A 19,823-nucleotide genomic window follows, 5' to 3' on the forward strand; every position below is an offset into this window, starting at 1 on the left:
CCTGAAAATGTGAACAGACGAGCGGCGGCCGTCCTGAACCGGATTCCACGCGTATTGCCAACCCCTTAACGGGAACCGGCTGTGACCGGACCAAACCGCGTCTGTTCACATTTTTTCCGCAGCGGTTGACAGCCCGCCAGAGCCCCCCGAACACTGTGGATCAAAGGCCCGGATCGCTCGCCGGTGCCGTTCCCGACCCATGTGCCGGAGACAGACATGATCTTTACCCGCAACACGCCCGCAAGGGGCGCGCTTGCCCGACTGATCCTTTCCCTCGCTGCCTGTGCGGTCTGCGCCCTTGGGGCGACGGCTGCATCAGCGCAGCACCAATCAGTCATCCAATTGGCCAGTTACTACCAGCAGCTGGAACATCAGCTCGTGTCGCAGGGGCGCTTGCGGCAGGAAAGACGGACCGCCGGCATTGATGCAGAGACCCTGGCGCGCAACTTCATGGCGATTGCGATGCGGTCGGAATATTCCCTTCGCGGTGGCGGCACGGCTCAGGGTGGGGGCGCATCGGCCCTGCGCCGGTGGGAACAGCCCATTCGCCTGGGCGTGCATTTCGGCGCGTCCGTCAGCGGACCGCAACAGCAGCGTGACCTGTCCACGGTCCAAAGCGTGGCGCAACGGCTGCAACGGGCCAGCGGGCACCCGATCCGCGTGGTTGGGTCCAACCCCAATTTTCACGTGTTGATCCTCAATGACGAGGAACGCGCCAATGCCCGCTCGGTCCTGCAACAGATCGCGCCGGGGCTCAGCCGCGCAGCGCAAGGGGCGATCCTGCGGATGCGGCCCAATACGTTCTGCATGGTCGTGGCCATCCCCGGCGCCAATCCTGCCGATGGCTATCAGCAGGCCATCGCGATCGTACGTGCCGAACACCCGCCTTTGATGCGCCGGTCCTGTATTGAAGAGGAGCTGGCGCAAGGTATGGGGCTTGCCAATGACAGCCCCGAGGCGTGGCCGTCCATCTTCAACGATGACGAGGAATTCGGCGTGCTGACCCACCATGACGAGCTGCTGCTTCGGATGCTCTACCATGACAGCCTGCGCTGCGGCATGTCCGCAGGAGCCGTCGATGACTATGTCGAGGCTCTGGCGCGAACGGTGCTGTCCACCGGCTGACGGCCTCCGCCTCCACGAACGTAAACCGGCCCCGGCGCTTTCGCGTCGGGACCGGTCCACCGCACCGCATCCATGGGTGATCCGCTTGGGGAGGGGTCGGATCAGGCACAGGGGAAAATCAGGGATGGGGCGGTCAGGGCAGGCCGATCCGGCCCGCCCAAGTCTTAGCTGTCGTCGGCGGCTGCGAGTTCCGCGAAGATGCGGGCGGCGGTTTCGTTCACGCCGAAGCTCTGGGTCGAGATCACTTCCGAACCGCTGTTACGCAGGTAGGATGCGATGGCGAAGTCGCCATCTTCCTCGGCCTGACGCAGGCGGGCATCATAGGCAACCGATCCGTCAACGGGGTTTGCACCCCCATTCAGAATGAAGGCTGCTGCGGCCCGGTCATCGCCTTCCAATGCGTCGCGCAGCTGGATCAGCTCAGCCAGGGAGTACTGACCTGCTTCCACGCCGACGGAAGCGGCAAGGGTATCATTCGCGAAGGCCGGAGCGGACAGGGCAGCAACGAGCGATGCGGTGATTGCGAGGGTTTTCATGGGTCTTTCCTTTCGAGTGTCGTATGTCTGTTTGCGGTGTTCTGGCGGCGGTGCGACCCGCCTTGTGAGACAGCAGATAGGCCCGGTTTCAGCCGACCAAAACGGCGAAACCGGCAGAGAGTTCTGCGCATCTACGCACACAACTTTTCGCGACGGAAAGTTTTTGCTCATCACGAGAGAGTGATCATCCCACCTCTTGTGACAGGAAAAATGGTTTCAATTGGAACCGACCACACGCTGCCCCTCGCATTTCAGCCCGATATGCGCTTTAATCCGCGACAACGCGAATGACCGGTCCCGCCAGATGGCCCGGCATGAGGATACGAGTAACGGGCACGCGCCCAGGGGGCAGTTCATGCCGAAGCACAGGTATACGATCCTGTCGATGATGAAGGATGAGGGCCACTGCCTTCTGGAATGGGTGGCCTATCACCACCTGATCGGCTTCGACAACATCTGCGTCTACACCAACAACTGTCAGGACGGCACCGACGACATGCTGATCCGGTTGCAGGAGATGGGCTATTGCCAGCATTTCCGCAACGAGGTGCCCAAGGGCAAGAAACCCCAGCCCCACGCCCTTTGGCTGGCGGGCAAGAACCCGGAGATTTGCGAGTCCGACTGGGTTCTGACGATGGATGCCGATGAATTCGTCAACATCAAACTGGGTGACGGCACCGTTCAGGAACTGGTCGATGCCATGCCCGATGGCACGGAAGGCATCATGATCACCTGGCGCTTTTATGGGTCCAACAATGTGCTCGACTGGCGGCCCGGCCTGGTGACCGAAAGTTACACCCACGGCGCGCCGGACAGGTTCCGCAAGGGCTGGGGCGTCAAATCCATGGTGCGGCCCTTCCCCGACATGAAATTCGGCATCCATCGCCCCTCGATCAAGCACAAGGCCTCCAAGGAAGGGCAGATCGAGAAGCTTCTGGCGCTGAAATGGATGAATGGCGGCGGCAAGCCGATGACCGAAAGCTTCAAGAAAAGCGGCTGGCGGTCGACTGGCCCGACGCTGTCCTATGATTTCGTCGAGATGAACCACTACGCGGTCAAAAGCTACGAGGCCTATCTGCTGCGGCGCCTGCGCGGCAATGTGAACAACAAGGAGGACAAGTATAACGCCTCCTATTTCTCGATCTTCGACCGCAACGAACAGGAACCCAATGTCAGCGCCGCGCGCCATGCGCCCAAGGTCAAGGCGCTGATGGCGGAAATGCTGGAGGACGCCAAACTGGCCGAGTTGCAGGACAAGGCGCTCGCCTATCACGCCGCCCGCGTCGATCAGCTGCGCCATACCGGCGAGTATGACGAATGGGTCGAAAGCCTGCGAGAGGCGGGCGCGGTGCGGATTGATCAGCTGGACGAGGTGTTGTTCACTCAGCATCTGCCGAAAGACACCCAGGAACTGGTGCGCAAGATGCAGGCCGATGGCGTGCCAAACAAGACCATTGCCAAGATGATCGCGCGCTCGACCGGCATCCGAAATGCCGAAAAGCGGCAGGATGCAACGGATGCGGAGGAGCTGGCGAAGATGACTGGCGTAGATCTGGAAACCGGCGAACGACAGGACAAGACGCCCGAGCCGGAGCCGCCCGCCGCCAATCTGGCGCCCGAGACCCGCGCCCGGCTGATCGCGCTGATCCAGAAGGCCCGCAAGACCGGAGAGGTGATCGACGAAACCGGGACAGCCGTTTCTGACTCGGATCCGGCCAGCACGCCTGAAGACACGCCCGCCGCCCCGGCCCTGCGCCCCAAGCTGTCGCAGCCTTTCCCCGGCGACGGGCGCAAGGTGGTGCTTTCCACCATGAAGAACGAAGGCCCCTATCTGCTGGAATGGATCGCCCATTACCGCAACCTGGGCTTTGACGATTTCGTGCTGTTTTCCAACGACTGCACCGATGGCACCAACCTGCTGCTGAACCGGCTCGATGCAATGGGGATCGTCCATCATTTCGACAACCCGCTCGGGCCGCGCATGGACCCGCAGCGCCGCGCCTATTCCCGCGCCAACCAGATGGATGCAGTGCGCGACGCCTCCTGGGTGCTGATCGCCGATGCGGATGAGTTCCTCAATGTCCATGTGGGCGACGGCACCGTTGACGCCCTGATCGACGCCTGCCCCGACACCACCGAGGCCATTTCGATCAACTGGCGGCTCTTCGGATCGGGCGGGCAACGGCACATGCTGCCCGAGCCGGTGACGCAGCGCTTCACCCGCGCCTGTCGCGTCGAAGACCCTGAAAGCGGGCTGGTCTGGGGATTCAAGACCCTCTTCCGCCCGGCCAGTTTCGACTATTTCGGCGTTCACCGTCCGCGCTTTGAAAAGAAGGTCGAGATCCACCCCGACCAGGTGACTTGGGTCAATGCCCGCGGTGAACCCATGGGCGAGAAATACCTGCGCGGTGGCTGGCGGTCCAACAAGGATATCGTGGCCTACGATTTCGCCCAGATGAACCATTACGCGATCAAGAGCCGCGAGGAGTTTCTGCTCAAGCGCCTGCGCGGCACCGCAAACTCCAAGGACAAAGGCCGCATCGACCTGGGCTACTGGGACAAGTTCGATCTCAATTCCTGCGAAGATGCGTCGATCCGGTCAGGCGACCTGCAGGGGCGGATGGACGAGATGTTGCAGGATGGCGATCTGGCCGCATTGCACCGCGCCACGCTGGACAGCGCCTTGCGCACTATCGAAATGCAACTGGAAGACCCGGAACTGCGCGACTTCGTGGAAGGCGACAGCCCGGCAGACGTGGCCGCTCAGTAAGGGTGCTCGCGCCCGTCCCATGTCAGAAAACAACCGGTCGAGGCCAGAGACAAGCCGTCGAAGCGCGCCAGCAGCCCGGCTGCGGACTCCGCCACGGTGATATCAGCCGCCGTGCCGCCCATGTCCGTCTGCACCCATCCGGGATGATAGATGCCCACGGCAATCCCCTCGGGCAGCAGTTCCGCCGCAAGGTTGCGGCCCAGATTCAGCGCCGCTGCCTTGGACGCCCTGTAGATGAACGATCCGCCCGGCGCCTTGGTATCGCTGCCCATCTGTGACCCGATGATGGCGATCTTCGCGCCTGACGCGGCGCGCAGTTGCGGCAGCAACGCCTGAACCGTCAGGAACACGCCGGTCACGTTGACGGCAAAGGTCTCGGCCCAAAGCTCTGGCGGAAAGCCGTCATCAAGCTGGTGCAGCTTGTCCAGATACACGCCCGCGTTGCACACCAGCAGATCGACCGGGGCAGGATGCGCGTCTGACAATGCGGCGACCGAGCCCGGATCGGTCACATCCAGTGCATGCCACGCCCCGACGCCATGGGTCTGACCATCGCGGCAGGTGCCCATAACCGTATCGCCACGCGCCGACAGTGCCCTGACCAGTTCCAATCCGATGCCACGGGACGCCCCGGTCACGACTGCGCGCATGTCAGGTGCTCCGGCTCTTGGGGATGATCGGCAAGGGCGCGACGGGAATGCCATCCTCGATCAGCGCCTTGGCCTCTTCCGGCTTGGCCTCGCCATGGATCAAGCGGTCGGGCGCCTCGCCCAGATGGATCTTGCGCGCCTCGCTGGCGAAATTGCCGCCAACATAGGTGGAGTTCTCCTCCACATGTTTGCGCAATGCCTTGAGAGCCTCTTCCATCGGGTTGTCCGGCTGAGACAGCTTGACCGGCGGCGTGCCCTCGCGCTGCGGGGCGGATTTCGCCACGCCCGGCGCCATCATGGCCTTTTGAACACCGCCACCGCCACAGACCGAACAAGACAGCATCCCGCGCCCTTCGAGCGCCTCGAAGGCTTCGGCGGATTTGAACCAGCTGTCAAAGCTGTGGCCATCGGCGCATTTGAGCGTGTATCGGATCATGATTGAAGAACAGTAATCTTCGCGGGTGCAGAATCAAGCCCCGCTGCATCACACGGGCGTCACAAGTACTTTCCCGGGGTGAAATTGCGAATGATTTTCTTCAGTTCCGGTTCATCGACGCGGGCCGCGGCCTTGCGCTGCGAGAACCATTTCAGCTTTCGGGTGCCCTCCTCGGGGAATTCACGCTCCAGCTTGCGTACTTCCAACGGAAACACCGCAACGATGCAGGGGGTGCGGCCATCGTCTGGCAGCGTCTTGGTATAGGAATAGAAGCCCGCGCAGGTTTCGCTGATCACCCCGCGCAACCCACCTTCCTCCCACGCTTCCTGCGCGGCTGCCTCGGCCGGGGTCTTGCCATCCATCGGCCAGCCCTTCGGAATGATCCAACGCCCGGTATCGCGGCTGGTCATCAGAAGCACCTCGACCTCGGACTTGCGGCGGCGAAACGGCAGCGCGGCGAACTGCATTCGCGGTTCGCGCTTCCCCGCGCCGTCCAGGCGCATGGGCGCTTGATATGTCCGAAAGCTTCCCATCTGCGATTGGGTGCCTCTTGTTGTGACGATCCTGCTCACCTGCCAATTTAAGCGGAAATTCCAGGATCGCAAACAGAAGGGGTTGAAATGCGGCCTTTGGGCGCGAAGTCTTTCCGGACAATGGCCAGAAAATCACGCATGACCGATACCGATCCCCCACAAGGTCCGTCCGGCGGGGAAAGCTGGCCGCTGTTCTTCGGCTCCGAGATCTACCGGCATTCCTCCTATGGTGCGCATCATCCCCTGCGGGTGCCGCGCGTATCGACCGTCATGGACCTGTCGCGCGCCATGGGCTGGCTGCCGCCCGACCGGTACCGCAACAGCCCCCGCGCCAAGCCTGCCGCGCTGACGATCTGGCACACACCCGACTATCTCTCTGCCCTGCAAGAGGCCGAGGCACGGCAAGAGGTCAGCCCAGAGACCCGCGAGCGCCATGGGATCGGCACGGTGTCGAACCCGATCTATGGCGAGATGTTCCGCCGCCCCGCCACCGCTGCCGGGGCATCCCTGCTGGCAGGCGAGCTGCTGGCCGGTGGCGGTGTCATCTACCATCCCGGCGGCGGCACCCACCACGCCCTGCCCGACCGGGCAAACGGGTTCTGCTATCTCAACGACCCGGTTCTTGCGATGCTGTCCCTGCGACGCGCCGGCGCGCAACGCATCGCCTATGTCGATATCGACGCCCATCATTGCGACGGGGTCGAACATGGCTTTGCGGGCGATCCCGACACGCTGCTGATCTCGGTGCACGAGGACCGCCGCTGGCCCTTCACCGGTGCACTCTCTGACGACGGCGGTGGCAACTGCTTCAACCTGCCGGTGCCGCGCGGGTTGAATGACAGCGAAATGGCGCTGATCCGCGACAGCCTGATCCTGCCCGCGCTGCACGCCTTCCGCCCTGACGCCATCGTCCTGCAATGCGGCGCGGACGCGGTCGAGGAAGATCCGTTGTCGCGCCTGACTCTTTCGAACAACGCCCATTGGGCCGTGGTCCGGGCAATCATGGACCTGAACGCCCCGCGCTTGCTGGTTCTGGGCGGGGGTGGCTACAACCCGTGGTCCGTCGGCAGGCTCTGGACCGGGGTCTGGGCCACCCTGAACGGCCTTGAGATCCCCGACCGCCTGCCGCCAGAGGCCGAGACGGTTCTGCGCGCGCTGCAATGGGACAAGGCCCGGCGCGGGAAGAACCCGCCGGAGCACTGGTTCACCACCCTGCGCGACGCCCCTCGTGACGGGCCGATCCAAGACCAGCTCCGCCACGATCTGGGGCACCTGACCGCGCGGCTCAGTCGATGGTGAACGCCACGATCACGTTTTCCCGGTCCGGGTACGCAGATCCCTTGCTGATGTAGACTTCCAGCCAGTCGGAATGCAGCAGGAAGGACGTGTCGATCTGATCGGGGCCGGTTTCGGGCGTGTCAAAGGTGGTGTCCGTGCCGCCGATGATGCGCACATGCGCGACCTGACCGGGCCGCACGCGGAGGAAGAAACACTCGGTCAGAGCGTGATAGGACGTCGCCTGAACCTGCGTGGAATTCGTGCCGGGGGCGAATTCTATCACCCTGCATTCGGCATGGGCGGCGGCAGTGGAAAGGGTCAAGGCGGTCAGGGCAGCGGCAAGAAGGCGGGTCATGATAAGGGGCTCCGGGGTCAATCATTGTGTCTGCTCCGACCCTAGCCCGACCTGAAAGCAGAAGGCATGGGGGAAATCCCCCATCCTTGGCCCCCGGAAAGAACGCCCCCAAGGATCACCGCCTTGGGGTACGTTTCGCAATGAGCTTCAGGCGCTCAGCCGCCTGTCTCGTCCAGCGGTTGCAGGAAGTCGAAATCGCACCCCGCATCGGCCTGAAGCACGGTTTCCGCATAGAGCCTGTCATAGCCGCGCCGCGCCTCTGGCGGGACGTTCACCGGCTGCCATTCAGCGCGACGGCGGGCAAGCTCGTCTTCGTCGACCAGCAATTCGATGGATTTGTTGGCCACCGACAGCCGGATCCGGTCGCCGTTCCTGACCAGCGCCAGCGGCCCACCCACCGACGCCTCGGGCGCCACATGCAGCACGATGGTGCCAAACGCCGTGCCCGACATGCGCGCGTCCGAGATGCGGACCATGTCCTTGACGCCCGTTGAACTGAGCTTCTTCGGGATCGGCAGATAGCCCGCCTCGGGCATGCCGGAGGCGCTTTTGGGACCCGCGTTCTGCAACACCATGAAATCATCCTTGGTGATGTCGAGATCAGGGTCATCCACGCGGTTCGCCAGATCCTCCAGCGAGGTGAAGACCACCGCGCGGCCTTCCTTCTCGAACAGCGTCGGATCGGCGGCGGAGCGTTTCAGGATTGCGCCACGCGGGGCAAGATTGCCAAACAGCGCGACCAGCCCGCCCTGCGGTTCCAGCGGGGCCTCGGCCTTCGAGATGATCCGGTGATCGACATAGCCGGGGTCCTGTTCCAGCCGGTCCCCAAGCGTCGTTCCCGCGACCGTCAGCGTGTCGAGATGCAGCAGCGGCTTGAGTTCCCGCAGAACCGCGCCCGCCCCACCTGCGAAGAAGAAATCCTCCATGTAATGCTGGCCCACAGGTTTCAGGTTAACAAGAACCGGGGTCGTGTCGGACAGCTCATTGAGCCGTTCAAGCGAGATCTTGATGCCAAGCCGCCCGGCAACCGCCGTCAGGTGGATGATCGCGTTGGTGGACCCGCCAATGGCCAACAGCATCCGAAGCGCGTTTTCGACGGATTTTTTGGTGATCACCTGGCTCGGACGGATCGGGCTATGGATCATCCGCGCCGCCGCAAGGCCAGAGGCTTCACCCGCGCGCAGCCGGTCGGCATGAACCGCAGGGATCGCCGCCGTGCCGGGCAACGACATGCCAAGCGTTTCCGAGATGCAGGCCATGGTCGACGCCGTGCCCATCACCGCGCAAGTGCCTGCCGTTGTGGCCAGCCGCCCCTCGATATCGCCGATCTGGGTCTTGTCGATCTCGCCCGCGCGGAATTTACCCCAGAAACGGCGGCAATCGGTGCAGGCGCCAAGCCGCTCCTCCTGATAACGCGAGGTCATCATCGGCCCCGCCACCAGTTGCACGGCAGGCAGATCGGCAGAGGCCGCGCCCATCAGCTGCGCGGGCACCGTCTTGTCGCAGCCACCGACCAGCACCACCGCATCCATCGGTTGGGCGCGGACCATCTCTTCCGTGTCCATCGACATAAGGTTGCGGAATTTCAGGCTGGTGGGGTTCAGGAACACCTCGCCCAGAGAGATCGTCGGAAATTCAATGGGCAGCCCGCCGCCAAGCAGAACACCGCGCTTCACCGCGTCGATCAGTTCGGGAAAGTGGCGGTGGCAGTTGTTGAAGCCGGAAAAGCTGTTGGCGATGCCGACGATGGGCTTCTTCAGCACTTCCTTGGAATAGCCCATGGAGGACGCAAAGGAATTGCGCAGGTAGACCGAAAAATCCCGGTCGCCGTAATTCGTCAGCCCGCGGGCCAGGCCCTGATCCTTGTCGTCGCTCATGCGCCCAACTCCGGCAGCTTGGTCTTGATGTATTTGGGGTTCAAGTAGTCATGGACGCCAAGCGACCCGCCCTCGCGCCCCATGCCGCTTTCCTTAATGCCGCCAAATGGCGCCTCGGCGGTGGCCAGCAGCATTTCGTTTACGCCGACCATGCCGAGTTCGAGATCCTCAGAGGCGCGCGTGGCAAGGCCGAGGTCGTTGGAAAACACATAGCCCGCCAGCCCGAAGGGCAGCGCATTGGCCCGCTCCATCACCTCGTCGTAGTCGGTGAAGGTGGTGATCGGCGCGATGGGGCCGAAGGGTTCCTCGGTCATGACCATGGCATTGTCCGGCACCCGGCCCAGAACCGTGGGCTCGAAGAAATAGCCCTGGTTGCGCCCGTCGGGAACCCGACCACCGGCCAGCAGATCGGCACCCTTGCTGACGGCATCCTCGGTCATGGCACGGATCGTCTCCACCCCACGTCGATTGGCCATCGGGCCCACCTGAACGCCCTCTTCCAGCCCGGTGCCGATCTTCAGCCCCTTGGCGATTTCTGCGAAACGGCCCGCGAACTCGTCATAGCGGGATTCGTGCACGTAGAAGCGGGTCGGCGAAATGCAGACCTGCCCGCAATTGCGGAACTTGGTGGGCGCGCAAACCTCGGCGGCCTTGACCGGGTCGAAATCCTTGAAGACCACGACGGGGCCATGCCCGCCAAGTTCCATCGAGACTTTCTTCACGCCCTCGGCTGCCAGCGCGAGGATCTGCTTGCCGACAGGCACCGACCCGGTGACCGAGACCTTCTTGACGATAGGCGAGCGGATCAACTGCTCCGCAATGGCACCGGAATTGCCGGTCACGAAATTCACAACGCCCGGCGGAATGCCCGCATCATGGCAGGCCTGCACCAGCGCGGCACAAGAGGCAGGCGTTTCACCTGCGGGCTTGATGATGATCGAACAGCCCGCCCCGATAGCCGCCGCGATCTTTCGGGCAGGCAGCAGCGCGGGGAAGTTCCACGCGGAAAAGGCCGCAACCACGCCCACGGGCTGATAGATCACCGACATGCGGCTGTCGGGGGTACGCGCCTCGATGATCTGGCCGTAGAGACGCTTGGTTTCCTCGGAATACCACTCGAACTGGTCCGCCGCCGCGCCGGTTTCGCCAAGCGCCTCCGCCTTGGGCTTGCCGGTTTCCAGCGACATGAGCGTCGCGATCTGATCCGCCCGCTCGCGGATCAGGTCCGCCGCGCGCCGGATCTTCGCCGCCCGGTCCCAGGTTCCGGTGCGTCTCCAGATGGCGAAACCCTCGCGCGCCGCATCGAGCGCCGCGTTCACATCGGCCTCGGTTGCCATGGCAATGGTGCCAAGCGCGTCCTCGGTCGCCGGGTCGGTGACTGCTTTGGTCTGGCCATCCGACGCAGGGCGCCATTCCCCTCGGATGTAGAGGTCGAGATCCTGATACATGATGTCCCTCAAATTCTGGAGTTCAGATAGGCCGACTGGACGTCTTCCACCCAGTTGCCAACATTCCAGGAGCCATAGGCCCCCATGGACGCGATCGGATCGCGCCCCGCGTAGACCGGGATATGGACCAGCGATAGCCCGTCATGGGAGAAAGCGTTATCCAGCGCCGCATTGAGGCTGGCTTTTGTTGTCCCTGCATAGACAGAGCGAACCCCGGAAACGGCCCCGGCCAGCGTGGCGTAATCCACCGCGACGGAGTCGTTGGTTTTGAACTCGCGCCCATACTGGTCGTATTGCAGTCCGGTAATCGCGGCCATGCGGCGATTGTCGAAAAGCGCGATCATCCCGCGAACCCCGTGTTCCACCGCGTCAATCAGGATCTGCGGGTTCATCATGAAGGACCCGTCTCCGGTGAAGGCGATGCCATAGGGCGCATCTTTTTCGCCCGCCAGCCCAAGCAGCGCAGACCCCGCGAAGCCCATGAAACTGGCCCCGGTTTCCGTGAAGGTCTGACCCGGCATGTCATCCTCGACGATCTGAAAGCCATTGGCCTGGACGTCGCCCGCATCGAAGAACTTGATCGCACCGACGCGGTTGGCAAAGGAGGACACCGTGTGGATCGCGGCGGGCTGCGTAAGAACAGGGGCTTTCCAAACCACATCGGCCAGAGGCGCGGCTCCGATCCGTTCCGCCTTGAAGCGAGTCCATTCGTCTTTCTTGGCCTCGCATTCGCGCAGCCAGTCGGTGCGCAATTCGGCACCCGTGCCCTCGCCCAGGAAATCCAGCAGCTTGCCGATCACGGCAGAGATGTCGCCGGGCAGGCCCACGGTGTTGGCGTAGTGGTCGAGATCGTCGAAATCGCCGTTGATGTTGATGACGGCCTTGGCATTGGGATAGCCCGCGCCGGAGCAATCGGCCTGACAGACGCCGCGGCTGCCGATGATCACGACCGCCTCGGCCTGTTCCATCGCTTGGTTGCCGCTGATCGAGCCCTTGGAGCCGCCCACATGCATGTTCTGCACATGGGCATCCATCATCACGCCGGTCGATCCGGGCGACAGCACCACCGGCGCACCGATCCGCATAGCGAACTCGCGCAGCGCCTCGTGATGTTTGCGGGTGCCGCCCCCGGCCTTGATCGTGATCTTTTCGACCGTGCGCAGAATGCCTGCGGCTTCCGCGAAGGCATCCGGGGTCGCGGGCATCAGCGGCGGCTGTGCGCTGCGCCCCGGCAAGGTGCCGGTGTTGACCTTCACCCGCTCGGGCTGGGTGTTGATCGGCAGCAGGATGTAGAACGGCCCCGCCTTGTAGGGGTGATGGACGCAGGCCGTGCCCCGGCGCAGACATTCGCGCAGCGCGCCTGCCGTGTGCAGCGTGTAGGATTGCCCCATCAGCGCGCCCATCTTGCCGAAGATCCCCTGTTCGGGTTTCGGCACCTGCTGCATGTTGTAGCCCTCGCCGCGCGTCGTCTCGTCCCCATAGATGTGGTAAACGCCGACGCCATTGGAGGCCGCGGCGAGTGACCCCGCCATCGCCTGCAATCCGCCCGGACCAATGGATGTGACCACGGCGGGCGTCTTGCCCGTTACCCAGGCATGCGCCGTGGCGGCATGGGCCATCTCCACCTCGTTGCGGCAGTTGACGACATTCACGACGCCCTCTTCGTGGTAGATGCGCAGCACCTCACCCAGATCGGTCGAGCCATGGCCGAAGATCGCGTAGTACTGCCGCACGCCCTGTTTCAGCAGGCCGACAATCAACGCCTCTGACAGCGTCAGTTCGACAATCCCCCCACCAAAGGTCATGTCCACATCGGCCTTGGCCAACCGGGCGGCACGGGCGCGGATTTCGCGGGCGACGGGATCGTTCTTTTCGGTTTCGTCAAGCATCGGCTTTGACCTCGTTCTTGGGTTGTTTCTTGGCCTTGAACTCGCTCACGGCCTGAAGACCGATCACCAGCAGGGCGAGAGAGAAGAAAACCAGCACCGTGGGCGAGCTGTAGAAGATCTCGGGATCGCCCATGGACAGCATCATCGCGGTGCGGAACTCGTTTTCCAGCGTCGGCCCCAGCACCATGCCGAGGATGATCGGCGTGATCGGCACCCGGAACGAGACCAGCACATAGGCCGCGACCCCGATCGCTCCCATGGAATAGATGTCAAAGACGCTGTTGCGGATCGAGAAGGCCCCTATGGCGCAGAGCACCAGCACCCCAACCGCCAGCAGTTCGCGGGGGATCTTCAGCACATGCACGAAGAGACGGATGCCCACCAGTTGCAGGCCGAGCACCCACAGATAGGCCAGCACCACGGCGACATACATGCCGTAGACCTCGCCCGCATGGTTCATGAACAGCGCCGGACCGGGGGTGATACCGTGGATCATCAGACCCGCCAGCACGATGGCCGTGGCAGGATCTCCGGGAATACCAAGCGACAGCAGCGGGATCAGCGTGCCGCCCGTGACCGCGTTGTTGGCGGTCTCAGGCGCGACGACGCCCTCGATATTGCCCTTGCCGAAGGTCTCGGGCTTCTTCGAGAACCGCTTGGCGTGATCATAGGCCAGGAAAGAGGCGATGGCGCCGCCGGTGCCAGGAATGGCACCGATGCCAGTGCCCATGATCGAGCATTTGATCATCAGCCACAGGTTGCGACCAAGCAGGCCAATCGAGGGCAGTTCCGCCTTCACGCGGCTGATCCTCTGGGATTTCTCCGGCATGGAGGTCTTGACCGCGAAGGCCTCGATGATGAAGGGCACCGCAAAGAGGCCGATCATGGCCACCAGCAGGTTCACCCCCTGCATCATGTTGACGCTGCCGAAGGTCATGCGCTGGACGCCGTCGATTGTATCCAGCCCGACGGTCATGATCATCAGGCCAAGCGCGCCGCTGATCAGCCCCTTTATCAGGGATCCGCCGCACAGGCCGCAGATCGTCGACAGGCCGAAGAGGACCAGCGCGAAAATCTCTGCCGGACCGAAAGAGATGGCCACGCGCGACACCAGGTCGACCGAGACGATCATCACGATCAGGCTGAAGATACCGCCGAAGACCGAGACAATCACCGCCGTGCCAAGCGCGATGGAGGCATTGCCCTGCTTGGTCATCGGGTGGCCGTCCAGCACCGTGGCGGCGGCAGAAGGCGTGCCCGGTATGCCCAGAAGAATGGCTGAGACCGAGCCGCCGGTCATGCCGCCGATATAGGTGCCCAACAGCAGGCCGATGGCGGGCACCGGGTCCATGCTGAAGGTGATCGGCAAGGCCAGCGCCAAAGCGACTGTAAAGGTCAGTCCGGGGATCGAGCCAAAGATCAGCCCGATCAATGCCCCAAGACCGATCGAGGCAATGGCCATGGGCGTCATGGCAGACGCAAGAGCTTGAAGGAAGATGTCCATGGCGGTTATCCGATGTTGAACCAGCTGCCGTTGGCCAGGTAGATCCCGAGAAGCTTCTCGAAGAACAGCCAGCAGCCGAGTGTCATGCCAAGGGTCATGCCGAGGATCGTTTTCCACGATCTCAGGCGCAGATGAATGACCAGCACGAATAGGATGAGAATGGGGGTGGCGATCAGGAAGCCGAGTTTCTGCAAGAGAAACCCGTAGGCAGAGATTTCGACAGCCACGAGGATCATGGATCCCCAACGTTCGGAGGACGCCTCTTCTATGGCATCCACATCGCCCGTGCCTGCCTTGCTTGCCGGGGTTCGACCCAGCAGATAGGTTCGGATCAGCAGCAGGATGCAAAGCCCCCCGAGGATGATCCCGAGCACCATGGGAAAGGCTCTTGGCCCAATGTCGCCATGGCCCCAGCCCGTCGGGATCGTATCAATGACCAGCCAGGTCCAGACCGCCGAAAGCGCCAGCAGGCTCAGGCTCAGGGCCACGTCTTTTGCACTGTTGGTCATTGATACGTCTCCTGCTGTTCTGGCTTACTGGGCCATGCCGAGTTCAGTCAGCAACGCGCCATAGAAGGCATCGTCCTCAGCGATCAGCGCACCGAATTCAGCGGCGGGCAGAAAGGCCGGGGTAAAGCCGATATTGTCGGATGCTTCCTGGAAGGTGTCGCTCATGACGGCGGCTTCCGCTGCGGCCTGAAGGGCGGCAACAACGTCATCGGGGGTGCCCGCCGGGGCTGCAAGCCCGCGCCACATCGAGATATTCACGTCATATCCCTGCTCCATCGCCGTGGCGACATCGGGCAGCACGTTGACCCGCGTGTCACCGGTCACGGCCAGCACGTTCAGCTCACCGGCCTCGACATAGGAGGCAAACTGACCGGGCCACTGGATGGCGGCGTCGATGCGTTCCGCCAGCAGTTCCACCGGGGCGCGCCCGTCGCCATAGGCGATATAGGCCACCTGCTCGCCGATCCCGAGCGCATCGAAGAGCGCCGCAGAGGTCAGGTGGGTGAACGACCCGCGACCGGAAATGCCGACGCGCAGCACATCACCAGAGGCCTGAACGGCTTCGACCATGTCAGACAGGTCTTCCCACCCGGTCGACGCATTCACCGCCAGCGCCGGGATCTCGGTCGAAACCCGAGCAATCGGAGTGAAGGCCTCGTAGTTGAAGTCGATCCGGCCCATGTGATTGCCGGTGTTGATGGAATTGGAGTTCCAGACGATGTTGTAGCCATCCGCAGGCGTGTTCACCACGTAGGAATAGCCGACCGCGCCACCGCCACCGGTCCGGCTTACGGGCACGATTGGCTGGCTCATTTCCTGCGACATCAGGTCGGTCAGAAGCTGTGCGATGGAATTCGCCGTGCCGCCGAACAGGATTGTCATCTCGATCGGCCGGTCGGGGAACTCCGCCTGAGCGGTCCCGGCGAAGCTCATCGCTGCGGCGGCCAGCAGGCCGGTTGTGGCTCTGCGCAATGTCTTGATCTTTGTCATTGTCTTTCCTCCCAGTTGGTTGATGTTCTGCGCCCCCCTCCTCCGGAGACGCGGTCTTTCGCGTGTCAAAGGCCTCTTCTGTGGGCCTCGGCACGATCCTGCCGCGCGGATTGCGCGATCTGTTCCCGACCCGGCACATGGTTGCGCAGGGCATCGAGGATCTTTTCGGGTGTTGCGGGCAGCGATTTGATGCGCACGCCGATGGCGTCGTAGATCGCATTCATGATCGCAGGCGCGGTCGGCACCAGCGCCGGTTCCCCGATACCCTTGGCCTGAAGCGGGCTCAGCGGATCGGGATCCTCGACGATGGTGCAGTTGATCTGCGGAATATCCAGCGAGGTGGGCAGGATATACTTGGCGAACCCGTGGGTCGTCGTATAGCCGTTCTCGGTCTGGTAATCCTCCATCAGCGCCTGGCCGAGGCCCTGCACCACGCCGCCTTCGATCTGGCCCTCGACGCCACGCGGGTTGATCGCCCGGCCCACATCATGGGCGGCCCAGACGCCCAGCACCTGCACTTCGCCGGTCCAGGTATCGACCTCGACCTCTGCGATCTGGGTGCCGAAGACATAGGCCTGCCATGGGCTGCCGGAGCCATCGACGGGATCGAGCCCGGTGCCATGTGCGGTGAACGATGCCGACCCCACCGGCACGACACCGCGCCCCTTGCAGGTCTTCACGGCCTCGTCCATCGACATGCGCAGGTTGGTGTCCTGCGCCCAAAGCTCGCCGTTGAAGGCGCGCAGGCTGTCGACCGGCACATCCCAGTGATCGGCGATCTCGGCAAAGAGCTTGGCCCGCGCATCGCGTGAGGCCAAAGCCACCGAATTGCCGATCATGTAGGTCTGGCGCGTGGCGCCGGCATGGGCGGCCTCGGGCGAACGAGAGGTATCGTTGTCCCCGATGGTCACGTCTTCGGGGCGCACGCCCAGTTCCTCTGCCGCGACCTGCGCCAGCACCGTCAGGATGCCCTCGCCGATCTCTGTCACGCCGGTGACGATCTTGGCGGTGCCGCCGTCATCCAGTTCGGCCCAGGCCCCGGCCCGGTCGATGGTGGCGGTCCGGGCAATGCCGTACCAGCTCGACGCCATTCCGCGTCCGCGCATCTTGCGGTTCATGATGCAACCCTTTCGTCGTTCGTGGGGGTGACGGTCGGCTCTCCGATCCGGGCACCAAGCGTGCATGGTTGACGTGTATCAGGCCCGCCGAGGTCGCCACGCCGGGGGCCGCGCACCTTGGGTGCGCCCGCTTCCCAACGCGAGGCCGCTTCCGCCGCGTCCAGAACCCGGTCGAGCGAGGCTGTGGTCAGTTCCTGCTGCGTATGGGTGCGCGAGCCGATCCGCATCATGTTGATGCGGCGCAACTCGAACGGGTCCATGTCCAGCGCCTCGGCGGCCATGTCCATCATGCTCTCGGTCGCAAATTGCGCCTGCATGCCGCCAAAGGTGCGGAACGCGCCGGATGGGGTGTTGTTGGTATAGACCACCTTGGTATCGACCTTGAGGTTTTTCACCTCGTATGGCCCGCAGGACAGGATCGCCGCCTTGCGCATCACGCCTTCGCTGGACATGCCGTAGGCACCACCATCGCTGAGCATGTCGAACTCGATCGCGGTGATCTCGCCCGACCATTTCAGACCCATCTTGTAATGCACCTTGGACGGGTGGCGCTTGGCCGAAGCAACAATGCTTTCCTCACGCGTGAAGTTCAGTTGAACCGGGCGATGCGTCTTCATCGCCGCCAGCGCCAGCATGCCCTGATAGATCATGTCCTCCTTGCCGCCAAAGCCACCGCCCACGGCGCTCATGATGAAGCGCACCTTGTTGATCGGCAGGGCAAGGATTTCGGCCAGCATATGCCGGTGATGGGTGATGTTCTGCGAGGGCGAGAGCACGGTCACCACATCGTCGTGATCGACATAGGCGATGCCTGCCTCCGGCTCCAGATAGGCATGTTCCACCTGTTGAGTGGTGAACACATCCTCAAGGATCAGGTCAGCCTCTGCAAAGCCCTTCTCGGGGTCGCCCTTGCGGATCGGGATATGCTTGATGACGTTGTCCTGCGCATAGTCGTGGATCACGGGCGCGCCGGGTTTCAGGGCGTCCTCGGGCGCATAGACACCGGGCAGCTCCTCGTATTCCACCTTGATCTTCGCCAGCGCGCGGCGCGCCGTCACCAGGTCTTCGGCGGCGACCGCAGCGACGGCCTCGCCGAAGTGGCGGACCTTGCCGCGTGCCATCACCGGCTGGTCATGGACGAAGACGCCGAACCCGTCGGTGCCGGGCACATCGTCAGCCGTGATCACGCAGGCCACGCCGTCCATCGCCTCGGCCTCGCTGGTGTCGATCGACACGATCCGCGCATGGGGCATCGGCGCACGCAGCACCTGCATTTGCAGCATGTCCACCATCTTGATGTCAGCGGCATATTTCAGGCGGCCCGAGACCTTCGACGGCGCATCCAGACGGCGCACATTGGCCCCGATGAAGGACTCTCCCGTCGCATCCTCGTCCAGCGCGGTTTCCGGCAAGCGGCCTGCGATCACATCACGGGCAATCTCGACCGCTTCGAAGATCTTCGTGTAGCCCGTGCATCGGCAGATATTGCCGCCAAGGCGTTCCTTGATCTCCTCGATCCCCGCATCGGGGTTTTCGCGCAGGGCCGAGGTCGCCGCCATCACCATGCCGGGAATGCAATAGCCGCACTGGCTGGCCCCGGTCTTGTGAAAGGCCTGCTGCACCGGGGTGAGCGAGCCGGGCCGCGCCAGCCCCTCGATGGTTTCGATCTTCGCGCCATCGGCCTTGGCGGCAGGCATCAGGCAGGATTTCACCAGCTTGCCATCCACGAAGACGGAACAGGTGCCGCATTCGCCCGCGCCGCAGCCTTCCTTGGTGCCGGTGAGGTTCAGGTCCTCGCGCAGGAAGTCCAGAAGGCGTTTATGCGGGTCGGTCTGTTTCACGACCTTGCGGCCGTTCACATCCATGGTCAGGTCGATCTTAGGCATTTTCTGTCTCCCCGAAATTCTTGAATTTGGCGCCGATTTCCGGCTGGTTGGCGAGCGCCTCTTCCAGCCCGGCGCGCACGAAATTCACCACCACGTCGCGCCGGTATTCCTTGCGGCTGCGTGACCCGACAGAATCGGCGGCGCTTTCCGCCACCCGCTGGATCAGCTCTTGCGTGATGCGTTCTCCCTTCAGGCGCCGTTCGGCGTCGCGCAAGCGGATGGGCCGTGGTCCGACCCCGCCAAGAGCCAGCCGGACATCCTCGAACATGGTGCCGGTGCTGTCGGCGCGCACCAGCGCAGCGCAACAGGCGACCGAGATCACAAGCGACCGGCGCTGACCCACCTTCTGGAACGACCCGCCATAGCCATAGGCGCTGTCCACGGTGACGGCGGTGGCAATCTCGCCGGGTTGAATCGTGGTCCGGCCGGGGCCCTCGATGAAATCGACGACGGGGACAGTGCGGCGTTTCACGGCGCCGTCCTCCAGCCGTGTCAGCTCGATCTCGCCATTCAGGGCCACGACCGGAGGGGTGCCGTCGGCAACCGGTGACGCATTCACCAGGTTGCCGACGACGGTTGCCTGCTCACGGATCTGGTCGTCGGCAAACCAGATCGCGCAATAAGGCATGCAGGGAAGGTTGGTCATCAGGGTGCGGTCGGTCAGGAAATCCTGATAGACGGTTGCGGCCCCCAGACGAATGCGTCCCTTGTCACAGGAATACCCCTTCAGTTCCGGGATCTTCGTGACGTCGATCAGCGCCGGGATCTCGACATCCCCTGCCCGGCCCTCGCGGGCCCAGGGCAGGATGTCGGTGGCGCCGGAGACGAGCCGGCTGCCCTCGGGCGCATCGGCCCACAGGGCCAACGCCTCTTCCAGACGTTTCGGAACGTGGTAGCTCTCACAGATCAGCATGGCTCG

17 protein-coding genes are annotated in these 19,823 nt (G+C 63.4%); 3 read left to right on the forward strand and 14 right to left on the reverse strand.

All coding sequences use genetic code 11. The features are described from left to right. The first annotated feature begins 216 nt into the window (after positions 1-216). Positions 217-1,125, forward strand: coding sequence for a DUF2927 domain-containing protein (locus EP237_RS14800; RefSeq protein ID WP_127561673.1), 909 nt, complete (start codon positions 217-219; stop codon positions 1,123-1,125). A 164-nt stretch (positions 1,126-1,289) separates the two neighbouring features. On the opposite strand, the gene EP237_RS14805 is transcribed toward EP237_RS14800, so the two are convergent. Next, positions 1,290-1,661 carry a hypothetical protein gene (locus EP237_RS14805; RefSeq protein ID WP_127561674.1) on the reverse strand — a complete coding sequence of 124 codons (372 nt, stop codon included), beginning with the start codon at positions 1,659-1,661 and terminating at the stop codon, positions 1,290-1,292. 355 nt (positions 1,662-2,016) lie between these two features. Here EP237_RS14805 and EP237_RS23540 point away from each other — a divergent pair, with 355 nt between their 5' ends. Beyond that, positions 2,017-4,431 (forward strand): glycosyltransferase family 2 protein, encoded by a 2,415-nt coding sequence (locus tag EP237_RS23540; protein ID WP_240661654.1) that lies wholly within the window; start codon positions 2,017-2,019, stop codon positions 4,429-4,431. On the opposite strand, the gene EP237_RS14820 is transcribed toward EP237_RS23540, so the two are convergent. From EP237_RS14820 to EP237_RS14830, 3 genes are read right to left on the reverse strand one after another with little or no spacing between them, the layout of a single operon-like run. Then, positions 4,425-5,081: an SDR family oxidoreductase gene (locus EP237_RS14820; RefSeq protein WP_127561675.1), complete on the reverse strand. Its 657-nt coding sequence runs from the start codon at positions 5,079-5,081 to the stop codon at positions 4,425-4,427. The two genes, EP237_RS23540 and EP237_RS14820, sit on opposite strands and share 7 nt — an antisense overlap. Position 5,082: 1 nt before the next feature. Beyond that, positions 5,083-5,517 (reverse strand): DUF1178 family protein, encoded by a 435-nt coding sequence (locus EP237_RS14825; protein ID WP_127561676.1) that lies wholly within the window; start codon positions 5,515-5,517, stop codon positions 5,083-5,085. 59 nt (positions 5,518-5,576) lie between these two features. Beyond that, positions 5,577-6,020 (reverse strand): NUDIX hydrolase, encoded by a 444-nt coding sequence (locus EP237_RS14830; protein WP_240661655.1) that lies wholly within the window; start codon positions 6,018-6,020, stop codon positions 5,577-5,579. Between the two features lie 168 nt (positions 6,021-6,188). Here EP237_RS14830 and EP237_RS14835 point away from each other — a divergent pair, with 168 nt between their 5' ends. Beyond that, a complete protein-coding gene (locus EP237_RS14835) occupies positions 6,189-7,349 on the forward strand; it encodes an acetoin utilization protein AcuC (RefSeq protein WP_206052308.1) in 1,161 nt (386 codons plus the stop codon). On the opposite strand, the gene EP237_RS14840 is transcribed toward EP237_RS14835, so the two are convergent. The 10 genes from EP237_RS14840 to EP237_RS14885 all read right to left on the reverse strand — a co-directional run bounded on the left by EP237_RS14840 (position 7,336) and on the right by EP237_RS14885 (position 19,817). Further along, positions 7,336-7,683 carry a hypothetical protein gene (locus tag EP237_RS14840; protein ID WP_127561679.1) on the reverse strand — a complete coding sequence of 116 codons (348 nt, stop codon included), beginning with the start codon at positions 7,681-7,683 and terminating at the stop codon, positions 7,336-7,338. The two genes, EP237_RS14835 and EP237_RS14840, sit on opposite strands and share 14 nt — an antisense overlap. A 155-nt stretch (positions 7,684-7,838) precedes the next feature. Beyond that, on the reverse strand, positions 7,839-9,560 hold the full coding sequence (locus tag EP237_RS14845; protein WP_127561680.1) for an IlvD/Edd family dehydratase: 1,722 nt from the start codon (positions 9,558-9,560) through the stop codon (positions 7,839-7,841). Then, positions 9,557-11,008 (reverse strand): NAD-dependent succinate-semialdehyde dehydrogenase, encoded by a 1,452-nt coding sequence (locus EP237_RS14850; protein ID WP_127561681.1) that lies wholly within the window; start codon positions 11,006-11,008, stop codon positions 9,557-9,559. The genes EP237_RS14845 and EP237_RS14850 overlap by 4 nt, the downstream gene beginning before the upstream one ends. Before the next feature lie 8 nt (positions 11,009-11,016). Then, positions 11,017-12,897: a thiamine pyrophosphate-dependent enzyme gene (locus EP237_RS14855; protein WP_164744718.1), complete on the reverse strand. Its 1,881-nt coding sequence runs from the start codon at positions 12,895-12,897 to the stop codon at positions 11,017-11,019. Beyond that, entirely contained in the window at positions 12,890-14,401 is a 1,512-nt protein-coding gene (locus EP237_RS14860; protein ID WP_127561682.1) for a tripartite tricarboxylate transporter permease, read from the reverse strand. Before EP237_RS14860 ends, EP237_RS14855 begins: the two co-directional genes overlap by 8 nt. A 5-nt stretch (positions 14,402-14,406) precedes the next feature. Continuing rightward, positions 14,407-14,910: a tripartite tricarboxylate transporter TctB family protein gene (locus EP237_RS14865; protein WP_127561683.1), complete on the reverse strand. Its 504-nt coding sequence runs from the start codon at positions 14,908-14,910 to the stop codon at positions 14,407-14,409. Positions 14,911-14,934: 24 nt separating this feature from the next. Further along, positions 14,935-15,900: a Bug family tripartite tricarboxylate transporter substrate binding protein gene (locus EP237_RS14870; protein ID WP_206052309.1), complete on the reverse strand. Its 966-nt coding sequence runs from the start codon at positions 15,898-15,900 to the stop codon at positions 14,935-14,937. A gap of 65 nt (positions 15,901-15,965) precedes the next feature. Further along, the gene (locus EP237_RS14875) at positions 15,966-17,018 is read right to left on the reverse strand and encodes a xanthine dehydrogenase family protein molybdopterin-binding subunit (protein WP_127561684.1); all 1,053 of its coding nucleotides are present in this window, start codon (positions 17,016-17,018) and stop codon (positions 15,966-15,968) included. Next, positions 17,015-18,904 (reverse strand): molybdopterin-dependent oxidoreductase, encoded by a 1,890-nt coding sequence (locus EP237_RS14880; protein ID WP_127561685.1) that lies wholly within the window; start codon positions 18,902-18,904, stop codon positions 17,015-17,017. The genes EP237_RS14875 and EP237_RS14880 overlap by 4 nt, the downstream gene beginning before the upstream one ends. Next, the gene (locus EP237_RS14885) at positions 18,897-19,817 is read right to left on the reverse strand and encodes an FAD binding domain-containing protein (protein WP_127561686.1); all 921 of its coding nucleotides are present in this window, start codon (positions 19,815-19,817) and stop codon (positions 18,897-18,899) included. The genes EP237_RS14880 and EP237_RS14885 overlap by 8 nt, the downstream gene beginning before the upstream one ends. Positions 19,818-19,823 lie beyond the last annotated feature (6 nt).

Source organism: Nioella ostreopsis, from assembly GCF_004000255.1.
GTDB classification, from domain to species: domain Bacteria; phylum Pseudomonadota; class Alphaproteobacteria; order Rhodobacterales; family Rhodobacteraceae; genus Nioella; species Nioella ostreopsis.

Excerpts from the sequence above, each read along its gene's own strand:
- EP237_RS14800 (WP_127561673.1), top strand. The coding sequence starts at position 217 with ATGATCTTTACCCGCAACACGCCCGCAAGGGGCGCGCTTGCCCGACTG.
- EP237_RS23540 (WP_240661654.1), top strand. The coding sequence starts at position 2,017 with ATGCCGAAGCACAGGTATACGATCCTGTCGATGATGAAGGATGAGGGC.
- EP237_RS14855 (WP_164744718.1), bottom strand. The coding sequence starts at position 12,897 with ATGCTTGACGAAACCGAAAAGAACGATCCCGTCGCCCGCGAAATCCGC.
- EP237_RS14825 (WP_127561676.1), bottom strand. The coding sequence starts at position 5,517 with ATGATCCGATACACGCTCAAATGCGCCGATGGCCACAGCTTTGACAGC.
- EP237_RS14830 (WP_240661655.1), bottom strand. The coding sequence starts at position 6,020 with ATGCGCCTGGACGGCGCGGGGAAGCGCGAACCGCGAATGCAGTTCGCC.
- EP237_RS14820 (WP_127561675.1), bottom strand. The coding sequence starts at position 5,081 with ATGCGCGCAGTCGTGACCGGGGCGTCCCGTGGCATCGGATTGGAACTG.
- EP237_RS14880 (WP_127561685.1), bottom strand. The coding sequence starts at position 18,904 with ATGCCTAAGATCGACCTGACCATGGATGTGAACGGCCGCAAGGTCGTG.
- EP237_RS14840 (WP_127561679.1), bottom strand. The coding sequence starts at position 7,683 with ATGACCCGCCTTCTTGCCGCTGCCCTGACCGCCTTGACCCTTTCCACT.
- EP237_RS14860 (WP_127561682.1), bottom strand. The coding sequence starts at position 14,401 with ATGGACATCTTCCTTCAAGCTCTTGCGTCTGCCATGACGCCCATGGCC.
- EP237_RS14845 (WP_127561680.1), bottom strand. The coding sequence starts at position 9,560 with ATGAGCGACGACAAGGATCAGGGCCTGGCCCGCGGGCTGACGAATTAC.
- EP237_RS14870 (WP_206052309.1), bottom strand. The coding sequence starts at position 15,900 with ATGACAAAGATCAAGACATTGCGCAGAGCCACAACCGGCCTGCTGGCC.
- EP237_RS14865 (WP_127561683.1), bottom strand. The coding sequence starts at position 14,910 with ATGACCAACAGTGCAAAAGACGTGGCCCTGAGCCTGAGCCTGCTGGCG.
- EP237_RS14875 (WP_127561684.1), bottom strand. The coding sequence starts at position 17,018 with ATGAACCGCAAGATGCGCGGACGCGGAATGGCGTCGAGCTGGTACGGC.
- EP237_RS14835 (WP_206052308.1), top strand. The coding sequence starts at position 6,189 with ATGACCGATACCGATCCCCCACAAGGTCCGTCCGGCGGGGAAAGCTGG.
- EP237_RS14850 (WP_127561681.1), bottom strand. The coding sequence starts at position 11,008 with ATGTATCAGGATCTCGACCTCTACATCCGAGGGGAATGGCGCCCTGCG.
- EP237_RS14805 (WP_127561674.1), bottom strand. The coding sequence starts at position 1,661 with ATGAAAACCCTCGCAATCACCGCATCGCTCGTTGCTGCCCTGTCCGCT.
- EP237_RS14885 (WP_127561686.1), bottom strand. The coding sequence starts at position 19,817 with ATGCTGATCTGTGAGAGCTACCACGTTCCGAAACGTCTGGAAGAGGCG.